This window comes from Desulfothermus naphthae (assembly GCF_054657475.1).
This window is the reverse complement of the sequence record NZ_BAAHYQ010000003.1, coordinates 450,769-475,696: the sequence shown is the minus strand read 5'-3', so window position 1 is coordinate 475,696 and position 24,928 is coordinate 450,769. Positions and strand designations below refer to the sequence as shown.

34 protein-coding genes and 1 pseudogene are annotated in these 24,928 nt (G+C 35.9%); 13 read left to right on the top strand and 22 right to left on the bottom strand.

The window, feature by feature from the left end; translation table 11 throughout:
- The first annotated feature begins 44 nt into the window (after nt 1–44).
- The 3 genes from ACYQ1E_RS13915 (at nt 45) to ACYQ1E_RS13905 (ending at nt 2,365) form a co-directional block, all read left to right on the top strand.
- Nucleotides 45–224 (top strand): hypothetical protein, encoded by a 180-nt coding sequence (locus tag ACYQ1E_RS13915; RefSeq protein WP_459880617.1) that lies wholly within the window; start codon nt 45–47, stop codon nt 222–224.
- Nucleotides 217–633: a type II toxin-antitoxin system VapC family toxin gene (locus ACYQ1E_RS13910; RefSeq protein ID WP_459880614.1), complete on the top strand. Its 417-nt coding sequence runs from the start codon at nt 217–219 to the stop codon at nt 631–633. The genes ACYQ1E_RS13915 and ACYQ1E_RS13910 overlap by 8 nt, the downstream gene beginning before the upstream one ends.
- Nucleotides 634–1,465: 832 nt before the next feature.
- A complete protein-coding gene (locus tag ACYQ1E_RS13905) occupies nt 1,466–2,365 on the top strand; it encodes a TRADD-N-associated membrane domain-containing protein (RefSeq protein ID WP_459880611.1) in 900 nt (299 codons plus the stop codon).
- 255 nt (nt 2,366–2,620) lie between these two features.
- Here ACYQ1E_RS13905 and ACYQ1E_RS13900 read toward each other — a convergent pair whose 3' ends face one another.
- Complete coding sequence (locus tag ACYQ1E_RS13900; RefSeq protein WP_459874725.1) at nt 2,621–3,700, bottom strand: IS91 family transposase; 1,080 nt, start codon at nt 3,698–3,700, stop codon at nt 2,621–2,623.
- Nucleotides 3,697–4,611 (bottom strand): tyrosine-type recombinase/integrase, encoded by a 915-nt coding sequence (locus ACYQ1E_RS13895; protein WP_459874719.1) that lies wholly within the window; start codon nt 4,609–4,611, stop codon nt 3,697–3,699. The genes ACYQ1E_RS13900 and ACYQ1E_RS13895 overlap by 4 nt, the downstream gene beginning before the upstream one ends.
- 204 nt (nt 4,612–4,815) lie before the next feature.
- Here ACYQ1E_RS13895 and ACYQ1E_RS13890 point away from each other — a divergent pair, with 204 nt between their 5' ends.
- The 3 genes from ACYQ1E_RS13890 to ACYQ1E_RS13880 are packed head-to-tail and all read left to right on the top strand — an operon-like array spanning nt 4,816 to nt 6,570.
- Entirely contained in the window at nt 4,816–5,676 is an 861-nt protein-coding gene (locus ACYQ1E_RS13890) for a hypothetical protein (protein ID WP_459880608.1), read from the top strand.
- A 1-nt stretch (nt 5,677) separates the two neighbouring features.
- Entirely contained in the window at nt 5,678–6,169 is a 492-nt protein-coding gene (locus tag ACYQ1E_RS13885; RefSeq protein ID WP_459880504.1) for a Panacea domain-containing protein, read from the top strand.
- A gap of 38 nt (nt 6,170–6,207) precedes the next feature.
- Nucleotides 6,208–6,570, top strand: coding sequence for a hypothetical protein (locus tag ACYQ1E_RS13880; protein ID WP_459880606.1), 363 nt, complete (start codon nt 6,208–6,210; stop codon nt 6,568–6,570).
- A gap of 33 nt (nt 6,571–6,603) precedes the next feature.
- On the opposite strand, the gene ACYQ1E_RS13875 is transcribed toward ACYQ1E_RS13880, so the two are convergent.
- On the bottom strand, nt 6,604–7,677 hold the full coding sequence (locus tag ACYQ1E_RS13875) for an IS3 family transposase (RefSeq protein ID WP_459874751.1): 1,074 nt from the start codon (nt 7,675–7,677) through the stop codon (nt 6,604–6,606).
- Nucleotides 7,638–8,105, bottom strand: a complete 468-nt coding sequence (locus ACYQ1E_RS13870; RefSeq protein WP_459874752.1) for a transposase — start codon at nt 8,103–8,105, stop codon at nt 7,638–7,640. Before ACYQ1E_RS13870 ends, ACYQ1E_RS13875 begins: the two co-directional genes overlap by 40 nt.
- Nucleotides 8,106–8,251: 146 nt before the next feature.
- Between ACYQ1E_RS13870 and ACYQ1E_RS13865 the strand changes: the two genes are divergently transcribed.
- Nucleotides 8,252–8,791, top strand: coding sequence for a tyrosine-type recombinase/integrase (locus tag ACYQ1E_RS13865; RefSeq protein WP_459880603.1), 540 nt, complete (start codon nt 8,252–8,254; stop codon nt 8,789–8,791).
- Entirely contained in the window at nt 8,788–9,867 is a 1,080-nt protein-coding gene (locus ACYQ1E_RS13860; RefSeq protein WP_459874725.1) for an IS91 family transposase, read from the top strand. Before ACYQ1E_RS13865 ends, ACYQ1E_RS13860 begins: the two co-directional genes overlap by 4 nt.
- 338 nt (nt 9,868–10,205) lie before the next feature.
- Here the strand turns inward: ACYQ1E_RS13860 and ACYQ1E_RS13855 are convergent, their stop codons facing one another.
- From ACYQ1E_RS13855 to ACYQ1E_RS13830, 6 genes are all read right to left on the bottom strand, one after another.
- A complete protein-coding gene (locus ACYQ1E_RS13855) occupies nt 10,206–10,526 on the bottom strand; it encodes a type II toxin-antitoxin system RelE/ParE family toxin (RefSeq protein ID WP_459880600.1) in 321 nt (106 codons plus the stop codon).
- Between the two features lie 5 nt (nt 10,527–10,531).
- The gene (locus ACYQ1E_RS13850; RefSeq protein ID WP_459880597.1) at nt 10,532–10,726 is read right to left on the bottom strand and encodes an addiction module protein; all 195 of its coding nucleotides are present in this window, start codon (nt 10,724–10,726) and stop codon (nt 10,532–10,534) included.
- A gap of 116 nt (nt 10,727–10,842) precedes the next feature.
- The gene (locus ACYQ1E_RS13845) at nt 10,843–10,950 is read right to left on the bottom strand and encodes a HepT-like ribonuclease domain-containing protein (RefSeq protein WP_459880594.1); all 108 of its coding nucleotides are present in this window, start codon (nt 10,948–10,950) and stop codon (nt 10,843–10,845) included.
- A 316-nt stretch (nt 10,951–11,266) separates the two neighbouring features.
- Nucleotides 11,267–11,446: a hypothetical protein gene (locus tag ACYQ1E_RS13840; protein WP_459880591.1), complete on the bottom strand. Its 180-nt coding sequence runs from the start codon at nt 11,444–11,446 to the stop codon at nt 11,267–11,269.
- Between the two features lie 100 nt (nt 11,447–11,546).
- On the bottom strand, nt 11,547–11,918 hold the full coding sequence (locus ACYQ1E_RS13835; protein ID WP_459880542.1) for a helix-turn-helix domain-containing protein: 372 nt from the start codon (nt 11,916–11,918) through the stop codon (nt 11,547–11,549).
- Nucleotides 11,915–12,169 carry a type II toxin-antitoxin system RelE family toxin gene (locus ACYQ1E_RS13830; RefSeq protein ID WP_459880588.1) on the bottom strand — a complete coding sequence of 85 codons (255 nt, stop codon included), beginning with the start codon at nt 12,167–12,169 and terminating at the stop codon, nt 11,915–11,917. Before ACYQ1E_RS13830 ends, ACYQ1E_RS13835 begins: the two co-directional genes overlap by 4 nt.
- Nucleotides 12,170–12,465: 296 nt before the next feature.
- Between ACYQ1E_RS13830 and ACYQ1E_RS13825 the strand changes: the two genes are divergently transcribed.
- The 3 genes from ACYQ1E_RS13825 (at nt 12,466) to ACYQ1E_RS13815 (ending at nt 16,079) form a co-directional block, all read left to right on the top strand.
- A complete protein-coding gene (locus ACYQ1E_RS13825; protein ID WP_459874719.1) occupies nt 12,466–13,380 on the top strand; it encodes a tyrosine-type recombinase/integrase in 915 nt (304 codons plus the stop codon).
- A gap of 151 nt (nt 13,381–13,531) precedes the next feature.
- Nucleotides 13,532–14,824, top strand: coding sequence for an IS1380 family transposase (locus ACYQ1E_RS13820; protein ID WP_459874805.1), 1,293 nt, complete (start codon nt 13,532–13,534; stop codon nt 14,822–14,824).
- A 211-nt stretch (nt 14,825–15,035) separates the two neighbouring features.
- Nucleotides 15,036–16,079, top strand: a complete 1,044-nt coding sequence (locus ACYQ1E_RS13815; RefSeq protein WP_459881797.1) for an IS91 family transposase — start codon at nt 15,036–15,038, stop codon at nt 16,077–16,079.
- A 397-nt stretch (nt 16,080–16,476) separates the two neighbouring features.
- On the opposite strand, the pseudogene ACYQ1E_RS13810 reads toward ACYQ1E_RS13815, so the two are convergent.
- From ACYQ1E_RS13810 to ACYQ1E_RS13775, 8 genes and pseudogenes are all read right to left on the bottom strand, one after another.
- Nucleotides 16,477–16,632, bottom strand: a pseudogene (locus ACYQ1E_RS13810) (HepT-like ribonuclease domain-containing protein); the annotation flags it as partial.
- A 63-nt stretch (nt 16,633–16,695) separates the two neighbouring features.
- A complete protein-coding gene (locus tag ACYQ1E_RS13805) occupies nt 16,696–16,848 on the bottom strand; it encodes a hypothetical protein (RefSeq protein WP_459880585.1) in 153 nt (50 codons plus the stop codon).
- Nucleotides 16,841–17,125, bottom strand: coding sequence for a nucleotidyltransferase family protein (locus ACYQ1E_RS13800; RefSeq protein ID WP_459880583.1), 285 nt, complete (start codon nt 17,123–17,125; stop codon nt 16,841–16,843). Before ACYQ1E_RS13800 ends, ACYQ1E_RS13805 begins: the two co-directional genes overlap by 8 nt.
- 398 nt (nt 17,126–17,523) lie before the next feature.
- The gene (locus ACYQ1E_RS13795) at nt 17,524–17,778 is read right to left on the bottom strand and encodes a type II toxin-antitoxin system RelE family toxin (protein ID WP_459880580.1); all 255 of its coding nucleotides are present in this window, start codon (nt 17,776–17,778) and stop codon (nt 17,524–17,526) included.
- On the bottom strand, nt 17,771–17,965 hold the full coding sequence (locus ACYQ1E_RS13790; RefSeq protein ID WP_459880577.1) for a hypothetical protein: 195 nt from the start codon (nt 17,963–17,965) through the stop codon (nt 17,771–17,773). The genes ACYQ1E_RS13795 and ACYQ1E_RS13790 overlap by 8 nt, the downstream gene beginning before the upstream one ends.
- Nucleotides 17,966–18,619: 654 nt before the next feature.
- Entirely contained in the window at nt 18,620–19,228 is a 609-nt protein-coding gene (locus tag ACYQ1E_RS13785) for a hypothetical protein (protein ID WP_459880574.1), read from the bottom strand.
- Nucleotides 19,229–19,255: 27 nt separating this feature from the next.
- Complete coding sequence (locus ACYQ1E_RS13780; RefSeq protein WP_459880571.1) at nt 19,256–19,468, bottom strand: hypothetical protein; 213 nt, start codon at nt 19,466–19,468, stop codon at nt 19,256–19,258.
- A 77-nt stretch (nt 19,469–19,545) separates the two neighbouring features.
- Nucleotides 19,546–19,935: a hypothetical protein gene (locus ACYQ1E_RS13775; protein ID WP_459880568.1), complete on the bottom strand. Its 390-nt coding sequence runs from the start codon at nt 19,933–19,935 to the stop codon at nt 19,546–19,548.
- A 237-nt stretch (nt 19,936–20,172) separates the two neighbouring features.
- On the opposite strand from ACYQ1E_RS13775, the gene ACYQ1E_RS13770 reads away from it, so the two are divergent.
- Nucleotides 20,173–21,087: a tyrosine-type recombinase/integrase gene (locus tag ACYQ1E_RS13770; RefSeq protein WP_459874719.1), complete on the top strand. Its 915-nt coding sequence runs from the start codon at nt 20,173–20,175 to the stop codon at nt 21,085–21,087.
- A complete protein-coding gene (locus ACYQ1E_RS13765; protein ID WP_459874725.1) occupies nt 21,084–22,163 on the top strand; it encodes an IS91 family transposase in 1,080 nt (359 codons plus the stop codon). Before ACYQ1E_RS13770 ends, ACYQ1E_RS13765 begins: the two co-directional genes overlap by 4 nt.
- 340 nt (nt 22,164–22,503) lie before the next feature.
- Here the strand turns inward: ACYQ1E_RS13765 and ACYQ1E_RS13760 are convergent, their stop codons facing one another.
- The 4 genes from ACYQ1E_RS13760 to ACYQ1E_RS13745 form a co-directional block, all read right to left on the bottom strand.
- On the bottom strand, nt 22,504–22,977 hold the full coding sequence (locus ACYQ1E_RS13760) for a hypothetical protein (protein WP_459880566.1): 474 nt from the start codon (nt 22,975–22,977) through the stop codon (nt 22,504–22,506).
- Between the two features lie 239 nt (nt 22,978–23,216).
- Entirely contained in the window at nt 23,217–24,128 is a 912-nt protein-coding gene (locus tag ACYQ1E_RS13755; RefSeq protein ID WP_459880563.1) for a toll/interleukin-1 receptor domain-containing protein, read from the bottom strand.
- 70 nt (nt 24,129–24,198) lie between these two features.
- Entirely contained in the window at nt 24,199–24,393 is a 195-nt protein-coding gene (locus ACYQ1E_RS13750) for a hypothetical protein (RefSeq protein WP_459880560.1), read from the bottom strand.
- A 5-nt stretch (nt 24,394–24,398) separates the two neighbouring features.
- The gene (locus ACYQ1E_RS13745; protein ID WP_459880557.1) at nt 24,399–24,911 is read right to left on the bottom strand and encodes an ATPase; all 513 of its coding nucleotides are present in this window, start codon (nt 24,909–24,911) and stop codon (nt 24,399–24,401) included.
- Nucleotides 24,912–24,928 lie beyond the last annotated feature (17 nt).

Below are 24,928 nucleotides of genomic sequence, written 5' to 3'. Positions count from 1 at the left end.
TAATTTAGACTGTTTTTATAATAAATCTAAAAAGGGCAAAATAGATGGAGTTGAAAGAAAAAATAAAAAAAGAAATTGACTCTATCCCAGAAGAATATTTATTTCAGTTAGAAAAATATGTTAAAATTTTAAAAAATAACATTCAAAAGGAAAAACGAATAAAAACTCTTCATTTACAAGGAAAATTTGACAAAGTAAACATAAGAAAAATGGCATATGAGTAATTCTATATTAATAGACACAAATGTTCTTATTTATGCGGTTGATGCTGATTCTCAGTTTCATCACCGAGCATGGAATATTTTATTAGATCCAGAAGTAAGACTTTTTACAACATCAAAGAATATTTCTGAATTTTTAGTAGTATTGACAAGAGATGTAGAGATGGGATTATCAACAGGTGAATGTTTAGAGATCTTAAAAGAATTATTAAGAGATATTATTGTGCTTTATCCCACCCCGAAATCATTTAAAATCTTTGAGGAATTAATTCAAAAATATAATCCTCGTGGTTTATGGATACATGATGTGGAAATAGCTAGTATTGGCATTTCATATGGTGTTTCAACTATAGTTACGAGAAATGTTTCTGATTTTAGACGAATAAAGGAAATAAGTATAAAAGAAATATAATCATTACAAATGGTTACGCTAACAAGGCGCTGCAGTGGACTCGCAACCCGCCTGCGCCTACGGCTTGGCGGTTGCTCGCCACTGAGCTTTGCGTTAAAAAAGAGAAAAGAGATTATAAGGGGAGATAAAGAGTTGATGTTTTAATTAGTTGTAGATAAAGAGATTATTTTGAGTTAAAGAGATAATGTTGTAAAAGAAATAAGCTTTATTGATTATTCGTTGCATTAATAGACAATTTTGTGGTAGGATTCAAAGTAATAGAATAGATTATAAAGAGATGAAGGAAAAACATTACTTGTTGTGATATTCAATAGTTTTGTAATAAAGATATAATTTAATAGTTGGATTATAAAAGAACATAGAAAAGAGATAAGTAGTTGCATTAAAGAGATAATTTATTGCAGAATAGACAAGATTAAAAAAAGTTATTTGATTATAAAGATTATTTGTTGCCATATTTTATAATTTTGAAATAAAGAGATAGTTAAAAATCTGGATTATAAAATTAAAATCTGGATTATAAAATTCCATTGCAAATAGATAATTAGTTGCATAAAAGAGATTATTTATTGCAGAATAGATAAAATTAAAAAGGAAAGAAGCTATTTGATTATTTTGTCTTTAAAGAGATAATTTGTTTAAAATAGATAGGATATAGATACATTTTGTGCTAGACAATTAAGTGGTATATAGATAAGATAGAGATGTATAGAATGGAAGAATATAGTAATAAAATTTTTAACAAGGCGCTGCAGTGGACTCGCAACCCGCCTGCGGCGGTTGCTCGCCACTGAGCTTTGCGTTGGGCTTACTATAAAGGCATGAGAATTTTATGGACAGGCAAGAAGAAATTAAAGAGATTAGCAATATAAATGATCCATTAACTGAAATAGACTTAAACATCACTAAGCTTGAGGCTAGACTTAGGTCAGTTAAAAAAAGTAAAGCAATTTATTCTGTTTTTGTATTAATAATCTTGGCTGCTATTACTTTTATTTTCTTGGGGCCAATAATCCTTCAAAAATCAGGCTATAGCACAATTGCAAATAAGGCACCGTTAATTGGTCTTATTGTAATTGGCTATGTTCTGTTTGGCGGGGGATATTTTTATATCTTGAGATCAGCCCAAATAAGCTCTATAGAGCGCGATCTCGATATGCTAAAAGCAAAAAGGGAAATTATATTAAGGGGTTTAAATTTTGAGATATATAAAGAAAATAGCGATAAAAACTCAACCTATTTTGATAGGCTCGTTGATATTAATATAACAAATCTTGAAGCTTATTACAGATTAGTCAAGGATCATACTAATAATAGTTTCATAGCATCAATTTCTGCTGGAACTATCGGTTTTCTTTTGATCGTAAGCGGACTGATTATTGGTTTCTTAGTTGCTGAGAAATCACGGTACCTTGCATATATATCTTCTGGTTCAGGTATATTAGTAGAATTTATAGCAGGTGTTTTTTTCTATCTTTACAATAAAACTGTAAGACAACTTAAAGAATATCACGATAGTCTTATTGAGGTTCAGAACGTTTTGCTATCATTTAAGATTGTAGGTGATACTGAAAATGCCGATAAGCAGGCGACACTGATGGAATTATTACTTAAGTATCTATTAAAGGAACATAGAACTATACAACAAGCCCAACGAATAAGGTTAGATTGTGAGAGCGAGCGTAAGAGAGCGAACCACAATCTGAACCGTTTGTTGGACAAGCCCGGTTAAATATAGAAAATATCTTTTTGTGGCTATGGAGTGTTGATCAAGGAAAGTGGTGGTAAGGGGCATTGGTTGGATTAACCAATGCTATGGGAAGTTGATTTGTTGTTGCGATTGTCATTTTTTTTAATATCCAGGCAATTTTCAGGTAAAAAATTCTGTTTTTAGGGTATAACTATCCTTTGCCGGGGATTTTAAAAGATCTCCGGTTTTTTGAATCATATATGGTTTGAGCTTACATAATCATCCTCCCAGCCCCTTTCATGTACAATAACCAGGTTGCGATGGTAATAATCCAGGTATCATTGTTTTTATAATCTTCATGCTATTTCCACAGAGGGGGCAGACTATTGACGGTTTTGGTTTTCGTTTCCATTTGGTGAATGGATTAATACGGAGTATCAACTGTAAAAAACAGATTAATTTCTTGCTGCATGAGTGAAGAAAGCCATAACTTCTGCTTCTTCTAAAGCCTTTAGGCAATACATGGAGCATAATGAGATAGAGGAAGTATTCACCTGAAACGGTTCTGGTTTTATATTGCCTGGTTTTGGCATGGAAGTATCTGAAGGTGACCTTTCCGTTTTTGCATTTTAAGATGTCCTTTTCCCGAATAACTCCTCTGTAAAGATAATTGCCAAGATAGACAATGGCCTTTTCAGCGTTTCCGACGTTTTTACAGTGGACGATCCATTTTTTGGAGCAATTTTTGGGGAGTCTAAGTTTTGCATCTACAATGGCGTGCAGGAGTTTAGCCCTAAACACGGTTCCAAGAGCCTTTTGGTTAAAGAGGTATTTAGTGGATTTTGTTCGCCACAGCCCTGTTTTTGTATTGATGCTGGCTGCAGGCATGATTACATGGATGTGGGGATGATAGTTAAGGTTGCGGGAATGGGTATGAAGTACGGCAATAAAGCCTGCTGCACCGCCAAGTTTTTTATCGTTTTTTACAAAAGTCTTCAAGGTTTCCTGGACAGATTCAAACATCAGGGAATAGAAGGTTTTTTGATTTTTCCATGCCAGGTTTCTGAGCTGAGTGGGAAGAGTAAATGTAATCAGCCAGTAAGTAGCGGGAAGTTTTTTGCTCAACTGATTTTCTATCCATTGCTGGTTTTCATGGTTCTGGCAGTGAGGACAACTTCTGTGTCCACATGAATGTGGAATATAAACGGTGTGGGAGCAGTTATCATTTGAGCACCGTGCTAACATGAGAGGGCCATGTTTATCCCTGCAATGTTCCATGACATGTAGGGCCTTTTTATGGGCCGGCAGGACGAAATTTTTATACTTTACAAAAAAAGAATCTTTGAATTGGGTTATGATAGAAGAAAGGTAAATCATTGCACATCTCCCCATCTGATTTCAAGGTGATTGCTGAGGAAGTTTGCAGCCTTTTGAGCATTGGTTCCGGTTTTGTTGGTAAGGTGTGTGTATTTTGAGGTTGTGAGGATGCTGACATGCCCCAGGATTTTCTGTAATTCTACAAGGTCAACTCCGGCCTCCAGCATATGTGTCGCATAACTGTGGCGAAGAGAGTGACATGAAATTTTTTTTCTAATTTCTAGTTCTGTGACAACTACTTTCATGGCAGTCTGGATGCCACTTCTATCCAGTGGTTTGTCAACAAGATGGGCGTTTTTACGACCTCTTTTGCGATTTGGGAATATAAAGCGTGGATGTTTGTGAACTCTCCAAAAATTTCTGAGTACCTGTAAGGTTTTCCGTGGCAATGGGACTAATCTATCTTTTCTGCCCTTGGCATCACGAATATGAACCCTCATGTTTGTATAGTCGATATCTCCGAGGTGAAGCTCAATTCCCTCACCCAACCGCAATCCCAATGAATAGAGTGTGAAAAAGAAAACTTTGTAACTCAAACTTCTGGTAGCTGTTATTAATCGTTGAAGTTCTTCTATAGTCAGAATATCAGGAATTCTGGATGTTTTTGGCGGTTTAATCAAAGGGATATTTTCCCATGTTTTTTTCAGCACATAGGAATAAAAAAATTTGAGACCATAGAGATCGAGCTTGACGGCACTCCAGGAGTGGCTTGCCCGAAGATCGTTGAAGTAATCCAGAAGCTGGTCAGAGGATAGGTCGGATATTTTACAATCAAAGTAATTTCCGATTCGCCTAAGTGCCCTAGAATATGCCTCAATTGTTTTTGGCTGAAATCCGCTTAATTTCAGTAACTTAACATGTTTTTGATAATAAGCATTGAATTTGGGGTCAGTGGGCATGTTTGTGTTCATTATAACCTCCTAATTTAAGAGCCTCTTCTTGGCTCAATACTAGCTAACCTTTTATCACATAAACTTTATATTGCAATCATTAATTATCCGAAGTATAATTACCTAAAATTGCTTGCCGCTTTAGCGGCTTCGTCCAACAAGTCGGTTCAGCGGACTCGCTACCCGCTCGCCGCTGACCTCTAACGTTAGCTTGCTAGATAAGAAATGTTACCTCTAGCATTAAGAGAAAAAAAGACAGAGTTACAACAAGCTATTGGGAGCATTGGCGTAGCAATATCATTATCATTTTTCTTTCATCTTCTTCCTGCATGGTCTCATGTTAAAGAGGACACCTTTAGTAAATCTATTATTTCCTTAATACTATATGAAAAATGGCCTATCATTAGCTTTATATCTTTTCTTTTCATCTCAATTAAAGGTTATATTCAAGCAGGGAAAGAAAAACTAGAATTAATGAAAAAACATAAAGTTGAGTTAAATCAAGCCCAAGAAAAAATTCAATCTATAAGGATAAAATTCTGTGAAACTCTTTTAGAACTTTCACGGGAATATTTAAGGCAAATATGGAGGGAAAACTTTGATTCTAGTGGAACTTTACGAATTACTTTGTATTTTCATCATGATAATTTTTTTTATAATGCTGGTAGATGGAGTAAAAACCCAAACTATGTTAAACAAGGGCGTTTCAAAATTCCGGATTATCAAGGATGTCTAGGAGAGGCTTGGTTGGATGATGGAAATAATTATTCAGCATCGCTATCAAGTATGTCTTTAGATGAGATTTGTAGTAAATATAAATTCTCAAAAGAAGATTATGAAAAGTTATCAATGAAAAGTACCTTGTTTGAGATTAGACCAATTTTTGATCATCATGATAAGAAAGTGGGTTTATTAGTTTTTGAAACAACCAATAATCACTTTCCATTAAGGGATAAAAGGAAAAAAGCTGCTAACATTATTGATGAAATAGTTGAGAGACATCATGATTTTTTTATAAAAATAATAACAACATTAAAACCTATAAGTCTTAAAACAATTTATAAAGAAGGGACGGGCGATGAGTAAGTTGAGAGAAATAATAAGATATATTTGTGATCATTATCCATATCAAAACGAGTTATCAAAGGCTCGTTTAACAAAACTTGTTTATCTAGCAGATTGGAAGGCGGCACTAAAATATGGTAAACAACTAACAAATATAACATGGTTTTTTAATTATTATGGTCCTTATGTTGAGGATGTATTTAATGAGGCAAAAGAGGATCCACATTTAGAAATCAAACGTGATATGACAATATTTGGTGATCCTAAAACAATCATAATTTCTAAGAAAAAAAGTAAAAAATATGATCTAACTGAAGAAGAGATAGATATTTTAAAAGAAGTGATAGAGGAAACGAAGTCACTATATTGGGATCAATTTGTTGATTTAATTTATTCGACCTACCCTGTAAAGACCCAAGATAAATTTTCTGTTTTAGATTTAGTAAAGTCAGCAAAAGAGAAAAAGCAGCTAACAAACCGCTCTAGGGGACGGCGCTTACAGCGCCGCCCCTAAGCTTGGGTGTTAGCTGAATGATCATTGGATAGTTCTAAATGTCTATACTAGAAGCGTTAAAGGAAGTATCTATTTTAATAGGTATATGGGTTGCCATATATGGAATTGACTCATGGAGAAGAGAATACATTGAAAAACGCAAAATAGAGTTAGCTGAAGAGGTTCTTGCATTATTTTACGAGGTAAAAGATGTTATTAGGTATATCAGACATCCTGTAAGTCTTTCTAAAGAAACAGAAGATATCGAACGTGGACCAAACGAAACCGATGCTCAATATCAAGCTAGAAAAAATGCTTCTGTTGTTTTCAAACGATATAATGAGCACATCCAACTTTTCAGTCGATTGCGCTCACTGCGATACAGATTCATGGCACAGGTGGGTAACGGTGAATGTCAGTAAAGATGTCACCAAAAGTTATTTTATTTTTTCCCATCAAGCAACCTTTTTAAGATGTTGTTTAGTTCCTGGATTGAGATCAACACTTAAAATAGGATCCCAATTCCGGATGTTTCCAGACCACCGCTCTGGATGTTTAGAACGGGCTTTTTTGTATACCTCTTTACGCTTGGCTAAAATCTCAATATCCAAGCCTAAGTGTCTCTGCTCAGGCGTAACAAACTTAATTTTGCTGTGATAATGTTTAAAATTATACCAATTAACAAATTCAAGACACCAATTCCTGGCTTCTTCCAGACTAGAAAATCTACATGGATACTCAGGACAATATTTTACTGTTTTAAAAAGGGACTCTATGTATGGATTATCATCACTAACATGAGGGCGACTAAAAGATGGCACTATCCCTAAATTCTGCATAGTAGCTAACATGCTTGAGCCTTTCATAGGCTTACCATTGTCTGAATGAATCACAAGCCCTTGTCCTGTAATATTTTCACAAAGCAAAGCTCTATTTAGTACTTTTGTTGCCAAGTCACTTTTTTGTTCTGAATATACCTCCCATCCTACTATCTTACGGCTATAAATATCTATGTACATGTATAAATAAAAAAACATGCCTTGGATTAATGTAGGAAGATAAGTGATATCCCAACTCCAAATCTGATTCGGCCCTGAAGCTCTATAATGTTTAGGTTTGGAATATGTCTTGGGTTTAGACCTTTGCCTGTGTGTCAATTGACCTGCTTCTCTGAGTACACGGTAAAAAGTACTTTCTGATGCAATATATTGCCCTCTGTCAGCTAACATGGGTACAATCTTATTGGGGGATAACTCTTTGAAGGTCTCTGAATTACAAATAGATAAGATCTTTTTTCTTTCTTGCTCAGACAACTTGTTAGCTGGCTTCCTGGGGACATCTTTTCTCTTATCTTCCAAAGTCCCTGCACTCTTCCATCGTTGGTAAGTCCTTATTGAAATCCCAATAAGATCACATGCTTTTTTCAAACTACACCCCTCTTTTTTGGCTTGTGTTATAGCTTTGTAAGCATATTCTTTTTGTTGTAACTCTATCTTTCGTCCTCTTGCTCCTCCAAGAAATTTTCCCATTTTTTTTTAAGCACCAATAAAGCCGTTGTCTCTGCTATAGTCTTGTCCTTTCGCCGTATTTCCCTTTCTAACTTGCAAATCTTCTGTTTTAATCTTTTCTCTTTTTTCTTGAATTCCTTATTAGAACGGTTATCAATATTTTCCAGACAGGCCTGTTTCCATTTCTCCAATGTACTCGGATATATGCCTTTTTCCCTACAAAACCTGGACACCTCAATCTCACTCATTGAGGCACATTGAAAAAGTAAATTAAGTTTTTCTTCAGCTGAAAATTTTTTATTCATTGTTTTTCCTTTTTGAGCGTTAATTTTCCATGTCATCACTGTACTATAGGGGATATTATTCTCTCTTGCAATAGCAGCAACTGTTTTTGAAGTGGTTAAAATTTGCTTAAGCACACTTTCTTTAACATCTTCAGGATAAAACATAATAAAAGACTCCTTTTCGCCCAGGTTAAAATTTTCCCTTCCCCCTAGGGGGAAGGATGATAAGATAGGAGCTCAAGAAAAGAACCCCCTTTCTTATCTCACTAAGGCGACATCTTTCCTGAGACATTGGGACAGCTACCAGAAGTTTGAGTTACAAAGTTTTCTTTTTCACACTCTATTCATTGGGATTGCGGTTGGGTGAGGGAATTGAGCTTCACCTCGGAGATATCGACTATACAAACATGAGGGTTCATATTCGTGATGCCAAGGGCAGAAAAGATAGATTAGTCCCATTGCCACGGAAAACCTTACAGGTACTCAGAAATTTTTGGAGAGTTCACAAACATCCACGCTTTATATTCCCAAATCGCAAAAGAGGTCGTAAAAACGCCCATCTTGTTGACAAACCACTGGATAGAAGTGGCATCCAGACTGCCATGAAAGTAGTTGTCACAGAACTAGAAATTAGAAAAAAAATTTCATGTCACTCTCTTCGCCACAGTTATGCGACACATATGCTGGAGGCCGGAGTTGACCTTGTAGAATTACAGAAAATCCTGGGGCATGTCAGCATCCTCACAACCTCAAAATACACACACCTTACCAACAAAACCGGAACCAATGCTCAAAAGGCTGCAAACTTCCTCAGCAATCACCTTGAAATCAGATGGGGAGATGTGCAATGATTTACCTTTCTTCTATCATAACCCAATTCAAAGATTCTTTTTTTGTAAAGTATAAAAATTTCGTCCTGCCGGCCCATAAAAAGGCCCTACATGTCATGGAACATTGCAGGGATAAACATGGCCCTCTCATGTTAGCACGGTGCTCAAATGATAACTGCTCCCACACCGTTTATATTCCACATTCATGTGGACACAGAAGTTGTCCTCACTGCCAGAACCATGAAAACCAGCAATGGATAGAAAATCAGTTGAGCAAAAAACTTCCCGCTACTTACTGGCTGATTACATTTACTCTTCCCACTCAGCTCAGAAACCTGGCATGGAAAAATCAAAAAACCTTCTATTCCCTGATGTTTGAATCTGTCCAGGAAACCTTGAAGACTTTTGTAAAAAACGATAAAAAACTTGGCGGTGCAGCAGGCTTTATTGCCGTACTTCATACCCATTCCCGCAACCTTAACTATCATCCCCACATCCATGTAATCATGCCTGCAGCCAGCATCAATACAAAAACAGGGCTGTGGCGAACAAAATCCACTAAATACCTCTTTAACCAAAAGGCTCTTGGAACCGTGTTTAGGGCTAAACTCCTGCACGCCATTGTAGATGCAAAACTTAGACTCCCCAAAAATTGCTCCAAAAAATGGATCGTCCACTGTAAAAACGTCGGAAACGCTGAAAAGGCCATTGTCTATCTTGGCAATTATCTTTACAGAGGAGTTATTCGGGAAAAGGACATCTTAAAATGCAAAAACGGAAAGGTCACCTTCAGATACTTCCATGCCAAAACCAGGCAATATAAAACCAGAACCGTTTCAGGTGAATACTTCCTCTATCTCATTATGCTCCATGTATTGCCTAAAGGCTTTAGAAGAAGCAGAAGTTATGGCTTTCTTCACTCATGCAGCAAGAAATTAATCTGTTTTTTACAGTTGATACTCCGTATTAATCCATTCACCAAATGGAAACGAAAACCAAAACCGTCAATAGTCTGCCCCCTCTGTGGAAATAGCATGAAGATTATAAAAACAATGATACCTGGATTATTACCATCGCAACCTGGTTATTGTACATGAAAGGGGCTGGGAGGATGATTATGTAAGCTCAAACCATATATGATTCAAAAAACCGGAGATCTTTTAAAATCCCCGGCAAAGGATAGTTATACCCTAAAAACAGAATTTTTTACCTGAAAATTGCCTGGATATTAAAAAAAATGACAATCGCAACAACAAATCAACTTCCCATAGCATTGGTTAATCCAACCAATGCCCCTTACCACCACTTTCCTTGATCAACACTCCATAGCCACAAAAAGATATTTTCTATATTTAACCGGGCTTGTCCAACAAACGGTTCAGATTGTGGTTCGCTCTCTTACGCTCGCTCTCACAATCTAACCTTATTCGTTATACTATTTTATGGAATATCTCTTTTTTAAATTCTTATATAATTTGCTCGATTCTCTCTTCATATGCAAAACTGCTACTATTATCGCATCTTCTCCATCTATGTCATAATATATCGCATATGGAAATCTTTTACTTAACATACGATATAAACCAAAATTTTTAGAGTGAATTCCTCCATAAAGGAATAAGGACTCAATATCAGATATTATATTATCTCTAAAATAATCTCCCAACCCCTTCTCTTGCATCTCATAAAATCTTTTTCCTTCTTCAATATCCTCTTTAACTTCCTCAAGAAGGAATATCCTTTTTATTCTTTTCAATTCATCTACCTCAATTCATTGATGGTAATAAATTTAGCTTCCCCTTTTTTCATCTTTGCCATCCGTTCTTCCAGAATCTCTTTGTGCCATTGAGGAGAATTTATTCCATCATCTTCCTGTAACAAGGAATCCCAAATTTGTTCCATTAATACAAGTTTTTCTTTTTTTGACATCTCTTTCAATTTTTCTGTTAATAACATCTTAAATAACTCCATTTTTTATAGTATAACGTTAGAGGTCAGCGGCGAGCGGTTAGCGAGTCCGCTGAACCGACTTGTTGAACCGACTTGTTAGCCCTTTGATCTTATATTGTTTTTTAAATTTCTTCTATTGTATCTTTAAGCTTTGGTATTTTGTTTTTGCATTCTTCATAAATTATCTCTGCATCAATATCAAAATAATGATGACTTATTATATCTATCATTCAATTTATCCCTTTAATCAATAGAGGGATATTTAGAAAATAATTACTCTTCTATAAGTTTATCTATTTTTTTAAACACTTTCTCCAATTTCTACATACCTCCTAAAGAATTGATACAATCTAATACTTTTCTTACTGGTGCAAAACGATATAGAATAACTTCTAATGCATTATTTATTTACTGTAAGATTTCTATTATCAATTCCTTATCGTTATACGTAAATAAAATTTCTTTCTATTCTTTTTTTCAATAATAGGTTTATATCATTTCTAACTCTTATAATATCAACATGATTATTAAATTTTTCTTTCAATTCTATTTTTTTCCTACCTCACAAAAAAAATCTGGATATTTTTGTTCTACAACTACAGCTATATCACTTTTTTGATTATATTCATTTCTTGCTACAGAGCAAAATATACCCATCTTAATAATTTTATCTTTATATTTTTCTTTTATTTTCTGTAATTCTTTTATTATTACTTCTCTATTCATCACTTTTATTTAGGGCTAACGTTAAAGCTAAGCTGCCGACAACCGCAAGCCTAAGGCGCAGCGGGTTGGCGGTCAGCTTCAGCGCCTTGTTGGGCGCTCTTCAAATTAATATTTCAACATCTATCCCCAAGGCCTCTGCTATTGATTTTAATGTATCTATTGTGGGATTTCTTTTTCCAGTTTCTATCTGAGAAAGATATGAAGACGTAATACCTGCTCGTTTTGCAAGCTCTCTAACCGTAATTTGTTTGTATTCACGCCATGCCCGAATGGGATGGATCCCCTCTAAAATAGCAAAGGTCACTTCACCAGGAATGTTCTGCTCTTCCCCACTCTCTATTGCTTGAACATATTTCTCGATATCCTTTCTGTCTTCAATATCATCCATTAATTCCTGAATTTTTATATATTCTTTATAAGGAATTACTGCCCATTCAGGCTTACCATTTTTTTCAATAATTTGAACATTCATTTATATACTCCACCTCTCGTTTTTATTTTTATAATGTGAATATTTTTTTCACTATCATTAACCAGATAAACTACACGCCAATCTCCCACTCGCATCCTGTATCCAGGATGATTGGTTAATTTCTTAATATTTGACATTTTTTCTGGATGGTTAGCTAATTCTTTTATTTTTTTAGCAATTTTTAAGGCTAAATTTCGAGGCATTTTTCGAAGAGTTTTGTCAGCCTGTTTACTAAAAGTGATTTTATACATATAAATATTTTAGCTCTTGGCCATCAACAAGTCAACCCTTCAAACGCTATTAAGCGAGAATTCATAAATATTAGCTTTTTTGAGCCCAACGTTAAAGCTAAGCTGCCGACAACCGCAAGCCTAGGGCGCAGCGGGTTGGCGGTCAGCTTCAGCGCCTTGTTGGACGAAGCCGCTAAAGCGGCAAGCAATTTTAGGTAATTATACTTCGGATAATTAATGATTGCAATATAAAGTTTATGTGATAAAAGGTTAGCTAGTATTGAGCCAAGAAGAGGCTCTTAAATTAGGAGGTTATAATGAACACAAACATGCCCACTGACCCCAAATTCAATGCTTATTATCAAAAACATGTTAAGTTACTGAAATTAAGCGGATTTCAGCCAAAAACAATTGAGGCATATTCTAGGGCACTTAGGCGAATCGGAAATTACTTTGATTGTAAAATATCCGACCTATCCTCTGACCAGCTTCTGGATTACTTCAACGATCTTCGGGCAAGCCACTCCTGGAGTGCCGTCAAGCTCGATCTCTATGGTCTCAAATTTTTTTATTCCTATGTGCTGAAAAAAACATGGGAAAATATCCCTTTGATTAAACCGCCAAAAACATCCAGAATTCCTGATATTCTGACTATAGAAGAACTTCAACGATTAATAACAGCTACCAGAAGTTTGAGTTACAAAGTTTTCTTTTTCACACTCTATTCATTGGGATTGCGGTTGGGTGAGGGAATTGAGCTTCACCTCGGAGATATCGACTATACAAACATGAGGGTTCATATTCGTGATGCCAAGGGCAGAAAAGATAGATTAGTCCCATTGCCACGGAAAACCTTACAGGTACTCAGAAATTTTTGGAGAGTTCACAAACATCCACGCTTTATATTCCCAAATCGCAAAAGAGGTCGTAAAAACGCCCATCTTGTTGACAAACCACTGGATAGAAGTGGCATCCAGACTGCCATGAAAGTAGTTGTCACAGAACTAGAAATTAGAAAAAAAATTTCATGTCACTCTCTTCGCCACAGTTATGCGACACATATGCTGGAGGCCGGAGTTGACCTTGTAGAATTACAGAAAATCCTGGGGCATGTCAGCATCCTCACAACCTCAAAATACACACACCTTACCAACAAAACCGGAACCAATGCTCAAAAGGCTGCAAACTTCCTCAGCAATCACCTTGAAATCAGATGGGGAGATGTGCAATGATTTACCTTTCTTCTATCATAACCCAATTCAAAGATTCTTTTTTTGTAAAGTACCTAAAATTTGCATCATAAGATAATGTTTAGCTTGACAATATAGTGAATTAATGGTATAAAGTGTTTCAAATAGGAAGTATGAAGGAGGCACTGATTCTATGCGTAGATTCCATGTTAAGTTCACTGAAAAAAATCTTACGGGCAACGCCGGACTGGTATTGCTGGGCCTGTTTGCTGACAAACTGAAGCTTCCCAAGATGCTTGAGCAACACATTACTATTAAGCGGGGAGCTACCGCACAGTATAAGGTTTCCGACATTATCATGATTTTGATGATGGCAGTGTTAGCTGGGGCTAAGCATATGAGCCATGTATTTATCCTAAGATCTGATTTAGCATTGAGGTCGCTTTTTAAATGGGAAAGGTTTCCTGACTATACTACCATAAATCGGGTTTTTAAGTTGTTTAATCCCCGACATTGCAATGAGCTCTCCGATGTAGAAACAAAAGTGCGCAAAAAGGTTTGGGGTAAAAAATGGTTTAGCCGCATCACTTTAGATTTGGACTCTACAGTGCGTGGGGTGTATGGGAAACAGGAAGGTGCCGAGAAGGGTTACAACCCCAAGAAGCCAGGACAAAGGGGATATCATCCGCTCCTTTGCTTTATTGCTGAGACGCGGGAATGTCTTCACAACTGGTTTAGAGCCGGAGATGCTTATTCAGCCAATGGTTGTGTAGAGTTTATGCAAGAGTGCTTTGCCAAGCTTCCAAGGAGAGTCTGGAAAATTATTGTACGTGCAGATTCCGCCTTTTTTAATGGAGAACTTTTAGACTACTTAGAAGAGGCTCATGCTTTGTACTTAATCAAGGTTAAGATGCGAGGACTCACTCAGCTTTTAGAAGCTCAGAAATGGCACAAGGTTAAAAATAGACCTGGCTATGAGAAGACCGAATTCACATACAAATGTGAGAGGTGGAAACACCCCCGCCGGTTTGTGGCCGTACGTCAAGTAATAGAGAGCAAATTTAGTTGCTTTTTTTTCAGCGTTACAAAGACTGAGTATGATTATTTTTGTTATGTAACAAATATGAACCTGAGTCCCTGGGACGTCCACAGGTATTATTGCCAACGGGGGGCCAGTGAAAACTGGATTGAGTGGTGTAAGGGACAGATGGCCTCTGGAAGCATTTTGACACAGGATTTTTGGGCCAACTCCGCCATATTCCAGACCTGTATTCTGGCTTACAATCTACTGGTTTGGATGATGTGGCTCAACGATGAAGATGGTTTTAGAGAAGAGCCCAACACAATCCGCATGTTTCTAATCCATGTTCCAGCTCGGCTGATGCATGCGGGACGACAATGGTTCCTTCGATTATCGAGGGATTATTTTTTCAAAGAACGTTGGATAAAGATAGAAAATTCCATCCGGTCATTACAATTTGCTTAATCTTTTTTTGAGAGTATCCTCCAAAATAGGATTTTGCGTAAGTCCATGTGCAGTGGTGTGCCTTTACACACCCGTAAAGAGTGCCACTGACCGCAGCTTCTACCTGAAAAAGCCTTCCAAGTCACAATGAGGGAGACATATCCTTTAACATAACAGCTCCATATCTAGGTATCTCTGTCCAGAACAATCAGTTGCTTACGATTGAACTGTAATTGCAGATTTTAGGAAGTATAAAAATTTCGTCCTGCCGGACCATAAAAAGGCCCTACATGTCATGGAACATTGCAGGGATAAACATGGCCCTCTCATGTTAGCACGGTGCTCAAATGATAACTGCTCCCACACCGTTTATATTCCACATTCATGTGGACACAGAAGTTGTCCTCACTGCCAGAACCATGAAAACCAGCAATGGATAGAAAATCAGTTGAGCAAAAAACTTCCCGCTACTTACTGGCTGATTACATTTACTCTTCCCACTCAGCTCAGAAACCTGGCATGGAAAAATCAAAAAACCTTCTATTCCCTGATGTTTGAATCTGTCCAGGAAACCTTGAAGACTTTTGTAAAAAACGATAAAAAACTTGGCGGTGCAGCAGGCTTTATTGCCGTACTTCATACCCATTCCCGCAACCTTAACTATCATCCCCACATCCATGTAATCATGCCTGCAGCCAGCATCAATACAAAAACAGGGCTGTGGCGAACAAAATCCACTAAATACCTCTTTAACCAAAAGGCTCTTGGAACCGTGTTTAGGGCTAAACTCCTGCACGCCATTGTAGATGCAAAACTTAGACTCCCCAAAAATTGCTCCAAAAAATGGATCGTCCACTGTAAAAACGTCGGAAACGCTGAAAAGGCCATTGTCTATCTTGGCAATTATCTTTACAGAGGAGTTATTCGGGAAAAGGACATCTTAAAATGCAAAAACGGAAAGGTCACCTTCAGATACTTCCATGCCAAAACCAGGCAATATAAAACCAGAACCGTTTCAGGTGAATACTTCCTCTATCTCATTATGCTCCATGTATTGCCTAAAGGCTTTAGAAGAAGCAGAAGTTATGGCTTTCTTCACTCATGCAGCAAGAAATTAATCTGTTTTTTACAGTTGATACTCCGTATTAATCCATTCACCAAATGGAAACGAAAACCAAAACCGTCAATAGTCTGCCCCCTCTGTGGAAATAGCATGAAGATTATAAAAACAATGATACCTGGATTATTACCATCGCAACCTGGTTATTGTACATGAAAGGGGCTGGGAGGATGATTATGTAAGCTCAAACCATATATGATTCAAAAAACCGGAGATCTTTTAAAATCCCCGGCAAAGGATAGTTATACCCTAAAAACAGAATTTTTTACCTGAAAATTGCCTGGATATTAAAAAAAATGACAATCGCAACAACAAATCAACTTCCCATAGCATTGGTTAATCCAACCAATGCCCCTTACCACCACTTTCCTTGATCAACACTCCATAGCCACAAAAAGATATTTTCTATATTTAACCGGGCTTGTCCAACAAACGGTTCAGATTGTGGTTCGCTCTCTTACGCTCGCTCTCACAATCTAACCTTATTCGTTATTGTGGTTCGCTCTCTTACGCTCGCTCTCACAATCTAACCTTATTCATTAGCCCTTTGATTTTATATGTCTTTTAAAATCTCTTCTATTGTATCTTTAAGCTCTGGTATTTTATTCTTGCATACTTCATAAATTATCTCTGCATCAATATCAAAATGTTGATGACTTATTATATCCCTCATTCCTTTTATCCCTTTCCAATCAATAGAAGGATATTTAGAAAATAATTTCCCTTATGTAAGTTTATCTATTTTTTTAACACTTTCTCCAATTGCTATAAGTTACATACATATTGAATCCAATTTTTCCATGACACGTGGTGAATCGGTAAAATCAGATACTGTTTTCACTGGTTTAAAAAGAAACAAAATAATATCTAAAGCATTATCTATTTGCTGCAAAATTTCTATTATTAACTCTTTGTCATTATTCATAAATAGAGTCTCTTTCTATTCTTTTCTTTAAAAAAGGATTTATATCATTTCTAAGTCTTATAATATCAACATTTTTGTTAAACTTTTCTTTCAGTTCTATTTTTATTCTACCTAATAAAAACAAATCTAGATATTTTTGTTCTACAACTACATCTATATCACTTTCTTGATTATATTCATTTCTTGCTACAGAACCAAATATACCTATCTTAATAATTTTATCTTTATATTTTTCTTTTATTTTCTGTAATTCTTTTATTATTACTTCTCTATTCACCACTTTTATTTAGGGCTAACGCAAAGCTCAGTGGCGAGCATCCGCCAAGCCGTAGGCGCAGGCGGGTTGCGAGTCCACTGCAGCGCCTTGTTCGGCGAAACCCTATTTATAATATTTATGATATTGTTTTTATAAAATTTCTCTCTTTCTCGTTCTTTATTTTTCTTTATTCTGTTTTTGTATTATGGGTCAATTACATAGAATTCTGCAGGATACTATAATATCAGCAATTCTCGGTGAGTTTGTAAACGTCAGATTTACAAAAAAAGTACAAGAAAAATTATATTTATTTTTCGTAGAATATATTAAAAAAATAAACAAAAAGATATTCTATAACTGTCTCTAAATAACTATATAAGACCGTAAAATCAAATTATTTCTCACCGAGAATTAATGATTTAATATACATCCCTTCTATGACCTATTTTCAATATATAAATCTCTTTTTCATCCCAATCTATATCAAATAATACTCTGTAATTTCCTATTCTTAATCTATAATCTGCTAAAGGATGATTTCTTAAATGTTTAATCTGGGAAATATTAGGAAAATTTTTTAAATCTTCTATACCCATTTTTATTTTTGGCAGATTCTTTTTAGATATTTTCCTTAAATCTTTTAATACACTTTTTGCATAGATTATCTTAAACATCTAATTCTTTCCATATTTCATCATGTTCAAAAACTTCTCCATGTTTTATTTCATCTTTTCGGGATAATATTTCATCCTTTAATTTTTTATATTTTGCTTGATTAAATAATAATTTCAAAAAATACTTAACTTTTTCTTGGTCATTTTTATCTAGTTTCTGCAATATTTCTAGTTCAGTTGTATTCATCTTTGATATCCTTATCGTTTTATTATGCGTCGAACGCAAAGCTCAGTGGCGAGCAACCGCCAAGCCGTAGGCGCAGGCGGGTTGCGAGTCCACTGGAGCAATTTGTTAGAGATTTTATTACTATGTTACTAAGCTCTATACCTCTATCTTAATCTAAATACCAATTAATTATATAACACAAAATGTATCTATCTTTTTTCTATCTCAAAAAATTATCTCTTTAAAACGAAATAATCAAATAGATTTTTTCTTTTTTAATCTCGTCTATTGTGCAATAAATAATCTCTTTTATACAACTGATTATCTATTTTATATGGGATTTTATAATTCAAATATAAAATTATCTCTTTATTGCAAAATAATAGAATATAGCAACAACTAATCTTTCTTCTCAATCCCTTTATAATCTATCCTATTACTTTGTTTCCTATCACAAAATTATTTATTAATGCAACGAATAATCAAAAAGATTATTTCTTTACACCATTATCTCTTTAACACAAAATAATCTCCTCACCTACACCTAATCAAAATACCAATTACTTATCTATCTCTTTAATTTTTTCTTCTGTCTCTAACGTTCAGGGTCATTTGCCGACATGGAGCGCAACGGAATCTCGCTCAAATATGACCCGTTGTTAGCTTTATATTATGTTATTCTTGCCAATGCCTTCTCACTGTCGCTATTTTAGCATCCTTCCTAAAAAAACTTCCATCTGGTTTACATATTCTTATTGAACCTTCCGGTAATTTAAATAATTTTTCTATTTTTTGAATAATAGTTCCTACCATTGCATCATCTCTAGCCCCTCTATATCTAACTAATTCTGGTTCATCCAATATAACATCTTTAGTATACCATTCAATTGCATCTATTGGCTGCCATACGAAACCATTTTCAACATGAAATTCTGGTAATCCTTTTAAAGGATTTATGTAATTACTTCTCATTACCTTTATTGATAAGCTTTTAAAGCACTTTAACAAAATGTCTAAAATTTCATTTTGTTGAGATCCAACAACAGCGAAAAAAGCAGAGTTAGACAACTCGTGGAAATTTACACTTTGTCCATGATAAACATAAACTGTTGCAGTGATATCTTTATTATGACAAGCAAATTTTTTTAGGGCATCACAAACTATATCTCCATATCCAAAAAATTTTTGTGGAATAGTGTTTAAATCTACTTCAATAGTGGGGAGTAAGGTATTTGATTTTTTCAAATTTAACTCACTTATTTCAACATATAAGGTAACTTTCATGCAATTTGATCCTGTTTAAAATTATAATTAAGGTTGTGTACCATTCTCCCTCATTAAGGCATCAAACTTTTCCCATTCTAAATGAAATCCTTTGATATGACTTTTAGGTTTCCATTCAATTGATCCTTTACTTATTCTTAATGTTCCTAACTTTTCATTATCAGAGTATATATGAAATTCGACATCTTTATTTAAGACTGTTTTGGAAGGAATTTTCATAAAAATTTCATGTATAGGCATTTCTTCCTCCATCTATTGAATCATAGCCAACGCCTAAACTCAGCGTCTGCGTATAACACCGTCCGCTGGAGCGTATGTTAGGTGTTAACAAAATCTAAATCTTTAATAAAACTTAAGGTAATCTTTACTTTTTCTTTCTTTGTTTTATTTCCAACTTTTATTTTTAAATTCTTTTCCCATTCAATTTTATCTATATTTGTCACTAATTCTATACCATCTTCTGTATTTTTTACCTGAATCTCTTGGTTTAAAATTTTTTCAATAAATTTTTGAATTCCCCTTTTTGCCCCAATTTTATACCATATTTTAGTTTTATCTACTATTATTTCTTCAATCTTCTCTATTGAATCTTCCATTTTTTCTGTAGGCCTATCTCCTTCCGCCTCGAAATCAAATTTTTTTTCTAATCTCTTTCGCCATTTATTTAAAGTTTGTGAATGAATTTTTTTGCCAACTTTAAATATCATTTTTATCTCCTAACGTTAGAGGTCAGCGGCGAGCGGTTAGCGAGTCCGCTGAACCGACTTGTTGAACCGACTTGTTGAACCGACTTGTTGAACCGACTTGTTGGACGAAGCCGCTAAAGCGGCAAGCAATTTTAGGTAATTATACTTCGGATAATTAATGATTGCAATATAAAGTTTATGTGATAAAAGGTTAGCTAGTATTGAGCCAAGAAGAGGCTCTTAAATTAGGAGGTTATAATGAACACAAACATGCCCACTGACCCCAAATTCAATGCTTATTATCAAAAACATGTTAAGTTACTGAAATTAAGCGGATTTCAGCCAAAAACAATTGAGGCATATTCTAGGGCACTTAGGCGAATCGGAAATTACTTTGATTGTAAAATATCCGACCTATCCTCTGACCAGCTTCTGGATTACTTCAACGATCTTCGGGCAAGCCACTCCTGGAGTGCCGTCAAGCTCGATCTCTATGGTCTCAAATTTTTTTATTCCTATGTGCTGAAAAAAACATGGGAAAATATCCCTTTGATTAAACCGCCAAAAACATCCAGAATTCCTGATATTCTGACTATAGAAGAACTTCAACGATTAATAACAGCTACCAGAAGTTTGAGTTACAAAGTTTTCTTTTTCACACTCTATTCATTGGGATTGCGGTTGGGTGAGGGAATTGAGCTTCACCTCGGAGATATCGACTATACAAACATGAGGGTTCATATTCGTGATGCCAAGGGCAGAAAAGATAGATTAGTCCCATTGCCACGGAAAACCTTACAGGTACTCAGAAATTTTTGGAGAGTTCACAAACATCCACGCTTTATATTCCCAAATCGCAAAAGAGGTCGTAAAAACGCCCATCTTGTTGACAAACCACTGGATAGAAGTGGCATCCAGACTGCCATGAAAGTAGTTGTCACAGAACTAGAAATTAGAAAAAAAATTTCATGTCACTCTCTTCGCCACAGTTATGCGACACATATGCTGGAGGCCGGAGTTGACCTTGTAGAATTACAGAAAATCCTGGGGCATGTCAGCATCCTCACAACCTCAAAATACACACACCTTACCAACAAAACCGGAACCAATGCTCAAAAAGCTGCAAACTTCCTCAGCAATCACCTTGAAATCAGATGGGGAGATGTGCAATGATTTACCTTTCTTCTATCATAACCCAATTCAAAGATTCTTTTTTTGTAAAGTATAAAAATTTCGTCCTGCCGGCCCATAAAAAGGCCCTACATGTCATGGAACATTGCAGGGATAAACATGGCCCTCTCATGTTAGCACGGTGCTCAAATGATAACTGCTCCCACACCGTTTATATTCCACATTCATGTGGACACAGAAGTTGTCCTCACTGCCAGAACCATGAAAACCAGCAATGGATAGAAAATCAGTTGAGCAAAAAACTTCCCGCTACTTACTGGCTGATTACATTTACTCTTCCCACTCAGCTCAGAAACCTGGCATGGAAAAATCAAAAAACCTTCTATTCCCTGATGTTTGAATCTGTCCAGGAAACCTTGAAGACTTTTGTAAAAAACGATAAAAAACTTGGCGGTGCAGCAGGCTTTATTGCCGTACTTCATACCCATTCCCGCAACCTTAACTATCATCCCCACATCCATGTAATCATGCCTGCAGCCAGCATCAATACAAAAACAGGGCTGTGGCGAACAAAATCCACTAAATACCTCTTTAACCAAAAGGCTCTTGGAACCGTGTTTAGGGCTAAACTCCTGCACGCCATTGTAGATGCAAAACTTAGACTCCCCAAAAATTGCTCCAAAAAATGGATCGTCCACTGTAAAAACGTCGGAAACGCTGAAAAGGCCATTGTCTATCTTGGCAATTATCTTTACAGAGGAGTTATTCGGGAAAAGGACATCTTAAAATGCAAAAACGGAAAGGTCACCTTCAGATACTTCCATGCCAAAACCAGGCAATATAAAACCAGAACCGTTTCAGGTGAATACTTCCTCTATCTCATTATGCTCCATGTATTGCCTAAAGGCTTTAGAAGAAGCAGAAGTTATGGCTTTCTTCACTCATGCAGCAAGAAATTAATCTGTTTTTTACAGTTGATACTCCGTATTAATCCATTCACCAAATGGAAACGAAAACCAAAACCGTCAATAGTCTGCCCCCTCTGTGGAAATAGCATGAAGATTATAAAAACAATGATACCTGGATTATTACCATCGCAACCTGGTTATTGTACATGAAAGGGGCTGGGAGGATGATTATGTAAGCTCAAACCATATATGATTCAAAAAACCGGAGATCTTTTAAAATCCCCGGCAAAGGATAGTTATACCCTAAAAACAGAATTTTTTACCTGAAAATTGCCTGGATATTAAAAAAAATGACAATCGCAACAACAAATCAACTTCCCATAGCATTGGTTAATCCAACCAATGCCCCTTACCACCACTTTCCTTGATCAACACTCCATAGCCACAAAAAGATATTTTCTATATTTAACCGGGCTTGTCCAACAAACGGTTCAGATTGTGGTTCGCTCTCTTACGCTCGCTCTCACAATCTAACCTTATTCGTTAGAATTTAGTTCTTCTTTCTAAATAAAAGACACTTAAAATTTTCATAAGTTAGCTGGTCAATTAGTAATTCACAGTTTTCTATTTTAGGGCTTTCCTTGTCTGTTGGATAGCTAAAAACCAACAGATACAACTTGGCATCACTTGGAACTGTTTTTTGGGCGTCCTTTTTTACAAAAGAAAGATCAAGATTTGCGGTTGTCTTTAGTTCAATAATAAATTGTTCATTGTTTAATTCAAAAGATATATCGTATTTTTTCTTTGTATCCTGATCTTGTTGTCCAATTTTTAAATTTCCTACTTGTTTTTTATTTATTAGAAAGCAAGCAAGCGCTGTTTGTATAAGCCATTCAAATCCATAAGGTGTAGTTCTTTGCTTTGATACTAATAGTACTTTTCTTAATGAACAGGCCAGCCACCCGGCTCCATTCATTAAAAACTCTTCAATGAGGGCTACTATTGGATCATTTACTGTGTTCATTAAAACCAACTCCTATTTATTTATAATTCTAACGTTAAAGCTAAGCTGCCGACAACCGCAAGCCTAAGGCGCAGCGGGTTGCGAGTCCACTGGAGCGCTTTGTTGGGCAACACTTATTTTCTGTTAAACTATGTTAGACTCTCACTTACTTAAAAGAACTGAATCAGCCAACGCAATCTGAAGCATATCATCAATCATATTATCAATCATAGTAAAGAATGGACCATTAGGTTGCAATTTTAAAACTTCTCTTGCCGCTCCTTTAACTCAATACGTTTATACTCAGGTACTTCTCCTAGCTTTCGTTCCACATGTTTTATAGCATCGTAATAACTTGCACTTACAATAGAAGGCCATTCTTTTTGCACTATCATATAAAGCTGGTGTTTTAAAGCCACTATCCGCTTTTGGGTAAATGGTATACGATAAACAGCACGTAGTTCTGATTCAATCCGAATACGTTCTTTAAGTATTGGTAAAAGATAGTGTTTTGTCCGGATAACAATAGAGTCCCATAACATACCAAGTGGTGAATAGTCCCACCTGTTAATATTTTCATCAATTAGCTTGGAGAGTTGTTTTTTCTGGATAGGTATCCCATTCCTTTGCCTCATTTTTATGCAAAATTCGACATCGGCCTTGATGCAAATAGCCTGTTCCTTGTCAGGCGCTATATTTATACGAATAGGCTCCTCAAGTTTTCTTATCTGCTCAATAACAGATCGGAGACTCTTGGCAACATTTAACCAAGCCTCATCCTTGTCTTCCCATTTTGACACAGGCTTAGCATCTTTGGGTAAGGACTGCAGTTTCATGAAAGGAGCTCCGTCTAAATCCACTGGACGAACAATAATTGGAATCACCCTTGCTATTTTTCTTTCATGACATTCCATTGCGTGTTTAAGTTCTTTGCTATAACAGTAATCCGAGGCTATGAAGTCAGGGCCTACAAGCAATATTATGATATCGGCTTCTTCAAGATTTCTGTCGATTGTATCATCAAATTCAATGCCAGGAGTAATCTCTCGGTCATGCCATGTCTCAAGTAACCCTTGGCGTTTCAGTAGCGAGAGATGCTTCACGAGTTCGTTAAGAAATGCTTCGTCAGCGTGAGAATAACTAATAAAGGCGCGTATCGGTCTATTAATCATCTTGATTTATTTTTATATGGATATCCATATATAGCCCAACGTTAAAGCTAAGCTGCCGACAACCGCAAGCCTAAGGCGCAGCGGGTTGGCGGTCAGCTTCAGCGCCTTGTTCGGTGTTTATTTCTTTGGAGATATATTCTATCTTACCATTTCTCCATATCGGTACTCGTAAATTATCTTGGCAAGCTCTTTCCAATGTCTTACGAGCTGCTCTTTTTAGAGCTTTTAAAGCCATAACTGTATAATCTTCTCTCTGTTTCCTCATAAATATTACTCCGACTTATCTAATATCTTTGGCTCTGGACCAGATGTATCAAATACTACCCATTTATCAGCCAATGGTCTATATAGGTGAATAAAGTTAATCCAACTTCTTTCAAAGCGACGTCTAATATCTTTTTCAGGTATATTGTGACCCCCTTGTGCAACACGCAGTTTTACACGCTCTATTGCCAATTCTACTGTGGCTAACTTTAGATAATATATAATTATTTCATATCCTTTTGATTTCATTTCTTTAATTTTCTTAAGATAAACCTTACCACTCAAAGTAGTCTCAAAAGCAAAAGATTTTCCTTTTCTAATATATTCATTAATCTGATGAAGCATGATTTTTCCTGCCTTTACTACAGCCTTTTCAGGTTGGAGAGGTGCTAATCCTTCAGCTATCAAATCTGCATTTATAAAATTAGTACATTTCGCCTCACATGGAAGAAATTCTCTTGCAAAAGTTGTCTTTCCTGCTCCATTAGGACCGGCTATAATATAACACAATTTTTTCATTTACTGCCTATTAATCT